General features: G+C 32.2%; 7 protein-coding genes and 1 pseudogene. 6 read left to right on the forward strand and 2 right to left on the reverse strand.

The genetic code is table 11. The annotated features are described in order from the left end of the window. The 6 genes and pseudogenes from B3N22_RS14705 to B3N22_RS14730 form a co-directional block, all read left to right on the forward strand. On the forward strand, positions 1-565 hold a 565-nt coding region (locus B3N22_RS14705; RefSeq protein WP_286908330.1), incomplete at its 5' end, for a TOBE domain-containing protein. A 10-nt stretch (positions 566-575) separates the two neighbouring features. Further along, on the forward strand, positions 576-1,466 hold the full coding sequence (locus tag B3N22_RS14710) for an ABC transporter permease (protein WP_286908332.1): 891 nt from the start codon (positions 576-578) through the stop codon (positions 1,464-1,466). Position 1,467: 1 nt separating this feature from the next. Further along, on the forward strand, positions 1,468-2,277 hold the full coding sequence (locus tag B3N22_RS14715; RefSeq protein WP_286908334.1) for an ABC transporter permease: 810 nt from the start codon (positions 1,468-1,470) through the stop codon (positions 2,275-2,277). 13 nt (positions 2,278-2,290) lie between these two features. Then, entirely contained in the window at positions 2,291-3,343 is a 1,053-nt protein-coding gene (locus B3N22_RS14720) for a polyamine ABC transporter substrate-binding protein (RefSeq protein WP_286908335.1), read from the forward strand. Between the two features lie 187 nt (positions 3,344-3,530). Continuing rightward, a pseudogene (locus B3N22_RS14725) lies at positions 3,531-4,841 on the forward strand (aldehyde dehydrogenase family protein); the annotation flags it as partial. A 19-nt stretch (positions 4,842-4,860) separates the two neighbouring features. Then, positions 4,861-6,231 (forward strand): putrescine aminotransferase, encoded by a 1,371-nt coding sequence (locus tag B3N22_RS14730; protein ID WP_286908336.1) that lies wholly within the window; start codon positions 4,861-4,863, stop codon positions 6,229-6,231. 66 nt (positions 6,232-6,297) lie between these two features. Here the strand turns inward: B3N22_RS14730 and B3N22_RS14735 are convergent, their stop codons facing one another. Both B3N22_RS14735 and B3N22_RS14740 read right to left on the reverse strand, forming a co-directional pair. After that, a complete protein-coding gene (locus B3N22_RS14735) occupies positions 6,298-7,431 on the reverse strand; it encodes a pyridoxal-phosphate-dependent aminotransferase family protein (protein WP_286908338.1) in 1,134 nt (377 codons plus the stop codon). 13 nt (positions 7,432-7,444) lie between these two features. Continuing rightward, the gene (locus tag B3N22_RS14740) at positions 7,445-7,990 is read right to left on the reverse strand and encodes an ECF transporter S component (RefSeq protein ID WP_073019150.1); all 546 of its coding nucleotides are present in this window, start codon (positions 7,988-7,990) and stop codon (positions 7,445-7,447) included. Between the last annotated feature and the right edge of the window lie 43 nt (positions 7,991-8,033).

The following is an 8,033-nucleotide window of genomic DNA, read 5'->3' on the forward strand; positions in this document are numbered from 1 at the left end:
TACCCATGATCAAGAAGAAGCTCTTACTATGAGTGATAGAATAGCCATTATGAATGGAGGAATATTAGAGCAAGTTGGAACTCCAGATGAGATATATGAAAGACCAGTATCAAAATTTGTTGCTGATTTTATAGGGGAATCAAATATATTTTCTGGAACTATTAGAGCAAATAATGGAGATTATTTAAAAATAGATGTTGATGAAGGACAAGTGGTCTCTTATGCTAAAGGGTTTATGGAGGATGAGCATGTATATGTATCAGTAAGACCTGAAAAAATCAATATGTCCATGCAATCCATAGAGGGGTTTTCTTTAGTAGGTATAGTTAAAGAGCATGTATATGTTGGATCTATGATTAAGAGTATTGTAGTTTTATCTTCGGGAGAAGAGATAAAAATAAATAGGTTAACAGGAGAGGATTTAATTCCAATAGGCAAAAAGGTGTATATACATTGGAATGTTAAAGATGCTGTAGTTATGCACTCAAAAGACAATGAGGAGAAATTTATAGGGGAAGAGAGCGGGTTAGATTTTATAGAAAATAAAAGGACCATAAGTGTATAGGGGGGATAAAATGGAGACAGTTAATAAAAAGCTAGTTAATAATTTTAATAAGGCAATAATACCAATAATTACTATGGTGGGACCAGTTACTTTTTGGCTTTTACTTTTTGTATTAATACCTCTAATATATGTGCTCGGAATTAGTTTTATGGAAAAGGGGGTATATGGTGGAGTTGAAGCTTCTTTTACCTTAGCTAATTACAAAGCACTATTTGATCCTTTATACCTGAATATATTTTTAAGATCTTTAATTATAGCAGCAGCTACTACCTTTTTGTGTTTAATAATAGGATATCCTTTTGCATATTTCATATCAAAAAGATCACCCATGACAAGGGTAATATTATTAATGTTAGTTATAGTACCCTTTTGGACTAATTCCTTAATCCGTACTTATGGATGGATTATTATTCTTAGAACTGAGGGGTTATTAAATCAGGTACTCATGACGCTTCATATTATTAATGAACCTCTAAAGATAATGTATACAAATATTGCTGTAATGATTGGTATGGTATATACTCTATTTCCATTTATGGTATTGCCCTTATATTCTTCAATTGAAAAACTAGATAAGTCGCTACTTGAAGCCGCAAATGACTTAGGAGCTAAACCTAAGAATTCATTTTTAAAGGTAACTCTTCCTTTAACTAAATCAGGGATTTTTGCAGGTTCTATATTAGTATTTATACCTACTTTAGGATATTTCTTTATTCCTGATTTATTAGGTGGAAGCAAAATAATGCTTATAGGGAATTTAATAAAAAATCAATTCTTAACGGCAAGGAATTGGCCTCTTGGAGCAGCTTTATCCATGGTATTAATAATATTAACAATAGTTCTTGTTGGAGTATATTCAAAAACTGGAGGAGATATGGAGGATATAGGAAGGGGATTTTAGTATGAATAGAAGTAAAAAGTTATTTAATATATCAACGTTAGTATATGTATGTCTTGTTTATTTGTTTTTATATCTGCCTATTTTTGTGTTGGTATTATTCTCTTTTAATAGTTCAAAACTAAATATTAACTTTGAGGGATTTACTTTAAAGTGGTACGGGGAATTATTTTCAAATGGCCCACTTCTTGAGGCCTTAAAGAATACAATGATAGTTGCTTTTTTTAGTACTTTAGTTTCTGGAATAATAGGAACAATAGCTGCTGTGGGAATGTACAGGTACAGTTTTAAGGGGAAAAGTGTAATAGATAGTTTATTATATGTACCAGTAGTTATTCCTGAAATAGTTTTGGGAATTTCGTTACTTTCATTTTTTTCACTTTTAAAAATAGATTTAGGTTTATTTTCTTTAGTGCTTGCCCATGCAACATTTAGCATACCTTTTGTAGTTATAACTGTAAGGTCTAGACTCAGTGGATTTGATAAATCCATAGAAGAAGCAGCTATGGATTTAGGAGCTAGTAGATTAAAAACTTTTTTAAAAGTAACTTTACCTGTTATATGGCCAGGGGTAATGTCTGGAGTATTATTAGCATTTACTTTATCTTTAGATGATGTGATAATAAGCTTTTTTACTACAGGGCCACAAAGCAATACCTTACCTTTAAAGATTTTCTCAATGGTTAAAACGGGAGTTACTCCTGATGTAAATGCACTTTCAACTTTGATGCTCGTAGCAACCTTTATGGTAGTTGGAGCGGCTCAATATATACAAACAAGAAAAGAAAAAAGTTTAAATTACAATAATGATTAAGAGGGGTGTAGAAATGAAATTTAAAAAGGTTTTAGGGATTTTATTAACAACTACTATTTTAGTTGGGGGGCTATACGGTTGTGGAAAGAAGTCTTCTGAAAGTAAAGGTGAGTTAAATGTTTTTAACTGGACAGAATATTTACCACAATCTGTTATTGATAAATTTCAAGAAGAGTATGGAATAAAGGTTAATTATAGTAACTACTCTTCAAATGAGGAATTACTAGCAAAAGTTCAAACGGCAAATGAAGGAACTTATGATATTGTGGTACCTAGTGACTATATGGTAGATATAATGATTAATAAAGGACTACTTGAAAAGATAGACACTGATAAGATTACAAACTTTAAAAATTTAGATGAGGCATATTTAAATCAATATTTTGATAAAGGAAATGAATATTCTGTTCCTTATTTAGCAGGGGCGGCAGTTATTGCAGTTAATAAAGATAAGGTTAAGGAGAATATAACATCATTTAAAGATCTTTTGAATTCTAAATATAAAGATTCTATAGTGGTTTTAGATGACCAAAGAGCTCTTATAGGTATTGCTCTTAGAGCATTAGGATATTCAATGAATGAAGTTGATGATAAAAAACTTCAAGAAGCTAAAGAATATCTAACAAAATTAAAACCTAATATAAGAAGTTTCGATAGTGATAGTCCTAAGACCTCAATGATAAGTGGAGAAACTTCTATAGGATTTATGTGGAATGCTGAAGCTGCACTTGCTTACCAAGAAAATAAAAATATACAACCAGTTTTTCCTGAGGAAGGAACTTATTTATTCTTAGACAACATGGCTATTCCTAAAGGTGCAAAAAATAAAGAGGCAGCTGAGAAGTTTATAGATTTTATCCTTAGACCAGAGATAACAGAAATGATAGCAGAAGAATATCCTTATAAAATTGTAAATAAGGCAGCTTATGATTTATTACCAGATGAGTATAAAAATAATAAGGCTTCAAATTTACCTACAGAAGTATTCACAAAAGGAGAATATGTTAAGGATGTTGGAGAAGCTACATCAAAGTTTGATGATCTTTGGAATTCATTTAAACAATAGTTATATAAGGAGGGAAGAGCTATGGATGTTAAAAAGATGTATATAGATGGTGAATGGGTAACTTCATCCTCAGAAGAAATAAGAGAAATTATTAATCCAGCTACGGGTAAGGTTATAGAGACGGNNTGCAGAAGGAACGGCTGAAGATGTTAAAAAAGCAGTAGCAGCAGCAAAAAGAGCTTTCTATGAAGATGGATGGATGGAAACTACAGCTATAGAGAGAGCAAGTTATCTATATAAAATTGCAGATAAATTAGAAAGTATGGAAAAAGAATTTTCTGAGATAGATACTTTAGATAATGGAAAACCACTTAGAGAAACAGTGGCAGATGTACAAGATGGAGTTGCATGCTTAAGATATTATGCAGGTCTTGTTAATAAGCCAAGTGGACAAATTTATGAAGTTCCTGACCCTAATATGCAGTCAATGGTAGTTAGAGAACCTATAGGAGTATGTGGTCAGATAATTCCATGGAACTATCCACTTTTAATGGCTTTATGGAAGATTGCTCCTGCATTAGCGGCAGGAAATACAATTGTATTTAAGCCATCAGAAGTTACTCCACTTAGTGCTATTAAATTATTTGAAGTAATTGAATCTGTAGGGATTCCAAAAGGAGTTGCTAATCTAGTTATGGGAGCAGGAGCTGTAGTTGGACATGAGATTGCAGCTAATATAGATATAGATAAGGTTGCTTTTACTGGTGGTACTAAAACAGGACGAAGTATAATGCAGGCAGCCACAGGAAATATAAAAAATATTTCATTAGAGCTTGGAGGAAAATCTCCAAACATTGTATTTGCAGATTCAGATTTTGAAACAGCTGTTGATTATGCATTGTTTGGTATATTTTGCAATCAAGGACAAGTGTGTTCAGCAGGTTCAAGATTAATTCTTGAAGATAAGATATATGATAAATTCATCGCAAGACTTGTAGATAGAGCTAAAAAAATCAAGGTTGGATCAGGATTTGATCAGGAAACTGAAATGGGACCTCTTGTAAGCAAAATACAGATGGATAAGGTTCTAAATTATATTGAAGTAGGTAAAAAGGAGGGTGCAAAATTAGTTTGCGGTGGAAATAAGATAAACACTGAAGAATTGAGGGATGGATTTTTCGTTGAACCTACTATATTTATAGATACAACTCCAGATATGACGATAGTTAAAGAAGAGATTTTTGGACCAGTTCTTGTGGTACAAAAGTTTACAGGAGAAGAAGAAGCAATAAAGTTAGCAAATGATACAGTTTATGGACTTGCAGGTGCAGTATTTACTCAAGATGGAGCTAAAGCTATGAGAGTTATAAAAAAGTTAAGAGCAGGAATTACTTGGGTGAACTCATATCATCCAACATTTAATGAAGCACCTTGGGGTGGATATAAACAAAGTGGAATAGGAAGAGAACTTGGAACTTTTGGTTTAGAGGAGTATACAGAAGTGAAGCAAATTAATATTAATTTAAAACCTGAGCCATTATATTGGTTTAAAGAATAATGAAAAGGAGTAGATATTTATGGAAAAGAAATTTGTGCTTGAGGATTTAGAAAGAATCCTAAGCTATGTAACTGGTGATGAACTGACGGCATACGATAAGAAGAAAATAGTAAAGGAAGCAGTTGATAATTATAATAATTACGTGAATCCTGGCTGGTTAAAGTATAGAAAATCAGTTTCTACAAATGCAGCTTTTGTTGAATGGACTGACAATGATTCATATTTTTATGATGTAAATGGAGAAGAGTTCATAGATTGTTTAGGTGGTTTTGGGATTTTTATGTGTGGTCATAGAAATGAAGAGATATTAGAGGTTGTTGAAGCTCAACTTAAGAAGCAAGCACTTCATAGTCAAGAACTTTTAGATCCATTAAGAGGGTACCTTGCTAAAGCTATGGCTGAGATTACTCCAGGAGACTTAAATTATTGTTTCTTTACAAATGGAGGAGCAGAAGCTGTAGAAATGGCTATAAAACTTGCAAGAATAGCTACTGGAGGTAGCTGGTATATTTCTGCCGTAAACGGATTTCATGGTAAGTCTATGGGAGCTATTTCTCTAGGGGGAAAGGATACCTATAGAACTCCATATCTTCCTATGATACAACAAGTACAACACGTTGAATATGGAAATGCAGAGGATATAAGAAAAGCCATAAGAAACTTAACACATGTAGGTGAAAAAGTTGCAGCAGTTGTACTTGAGCCTATACAAGGGGAGGGAGGTATTATTATTCCACCAAAGGGATATCTAAAAGAGGTAAGAAAAATATGTGACGAGTATGATGTATGTCTAATTTTAGATGAAATACAAACTGGTATGGGAAGAACTGGCACAATGTTTCGTTGTGAAGCAGAGGGGGTTGTTCCAGATATTTTAACTTACGGAAAAGCTTTTGGTGGGGGAATTATGCCTATAACAGGAATTATTGCAAGACCGCATTTATGGGTGAAGGAGCTTCAAGATAATCCTTGGATTTTAGGATCACCAACTTTTGGAGGTAATCCACTTGCTTGTTCTGCAGCACTAGCTACTATAAAATATATGTTAAAACATGATATTCCTAAACAAGCTCATGAAAAAGGGGAATATTTGCTTAAGGGATTAAACAAGCTAAAAAGTAAATATCCTGAACTAATCCAAGAGGTTAGAGGCGCTGGATTAATGATAGGAGTAGAGTTTAATAAAACTGAAATGGGATTTTCAGTTGCAAAAGGACTTTTCTCGAGAAAAGTAATGACAGCTGGTACTCTAGTAAATTCTAAAACTATAAGATTTGAACCTGCAGCTACAACTTCATATGAAGATTTTGATAAGGTATTAAAAAGATTAGATGAGGCGTTAGCAGATACAAAAAAACTTTTTAATCATAGTGATTCTAAAATAGGTTAATAAATTATAAAGTGACAGTTGGCAATAAGAGATTAATTCTCTGAAATTTGTCTACTGTCACTTTTATTATAATTGATTTACAAATTCTTTATGAAGATGTTTTTCTAAGTTAAATCCTAAATCTCTTAATACTGAATCTAAAGCTTTAAGTGTCAAATAGAGTTTATCTTCATAACAGTTTTCACCCATATGCCCTATACGAAACACCTTATTTTGTAAAAAATCAAATCCACCAGCGATCATTATATTATGTTCTTTAAGCATATTATTGAATATATCACTGTAGTTAAGATTATCAGGAACTAATATAGTAGAAACTGTATTTGACGGATGTGTTTCTGGAAATAGTTCTAGTCCAGAATATTTTAGAGTATTTCTAAGAGCAGTGGCATATTTTGAATGTCTAGAAATTACTCCTTCTTTATCTTCCAATATATTATCTAAAGCAACATCAAATGCATATAGATCACTTATAGGCTGAGTGTAAGGAAACCATTTATCCTCATACCAAGTATTCCAAGTGGAAAGATTAGTATAAAATCCTCTTATAGGTTGAGTTCTATTGTTTATAGCATCTAAAGCTTTAGAACTTAAACTTAAAAACGTTAGTCCAACTGGAGCAGAAAGACACTTTTGAGAACCGCCTACTATAATATCTATATTCCAGTCATCTACATAAACTTCTTCCCCACCTATACTAGATACGGCATCAACTACAGAAATTATATTATAACTATTAAGAAGTTTACATATGTCTTTTATTGGATTAGTTATACCAGATGGTGTTTCACAATGAACTAATGTTGCTATTTTATAATCATGGTTTTCTTTAAGAAAGTTTTCTAATTGATTTATATTAATTCCTTTTCTTTTATTACCATGAAAATAGTCAACTCTGCCGCCATACATTTTAGAAAAATCTCCAAAACCTTCTCCATATATACCATTTTCAATACATAAAACCTTATCTCCATCTTCTATTAAGGAAGCACAAGCAGCCTCTAAACCCAATATCCCTTCTCCAGCTAAAACAAGAGTTTTATTTTTTGTATTTAATAGAAGTTGTAATTTTGAACATATATTTTTATAGAAGTCGAAAAACTCCAAATCTAAGTCAGGATTAGTTATTTCCTTTGCTAAGGCAAGTCGTACATTTTCTTTGATATAAGTAGGTCCAGGTGTCATTAATAAAGTATTCATAATAATAACCTCCTTACAGGTTAGTTAGAATATTTCTACGAGAAAAAGCTCCTTGTAGATAGTAAGCTAAAGGAAGTCCTATTACTGCACCAACAACACATTGCATAAAGTTACCCCATATAGATTGAATAGGTGCTATAAAATTGCCTAACATCGCAGCTTCTGTAAGATAGTAACCACCAACCATAATTATAGTTGCAATTATTATTCCTAAAGAATTGAATATTATTACTTTTGATTTAGATGAACCAGCTTTATGAGAAAGATATCCCATAATATATCCCATAGTGAATCTTATTATAAATGTAAATGGTGCCCATATAAAATATGAACTTGTTACATCAAATAAAGCCATGCCAAACGCCCCCGATATGGCACCAGCTTTTTTGCCAAAAACTATAGCAATAGTAAAAGCCATTACATTACCTAGATGAAATAGTCCTCCAGAAGTAGGACCAGGTATGTTTATAAATCTAGTAGCTACGTAAACTAAAGCTATAAACAGACCGTATAAAGCAAGGTTTTTTATTTTTGATTGATTTGTAGTAGTATTATTCATTAACACTAAGCCCCCTTGGTAATTTTTATCTGATGTCTAGCCA

It is taken from the genome of Clostridium sp. UBA1652 (assembly GCF_002320975.1).
Lineage (GTDB): Bacteria > Bacillota > Clostridia > Clostridiales > Clostridiaceae > Clostridium_T > Clostridium_T intestinale.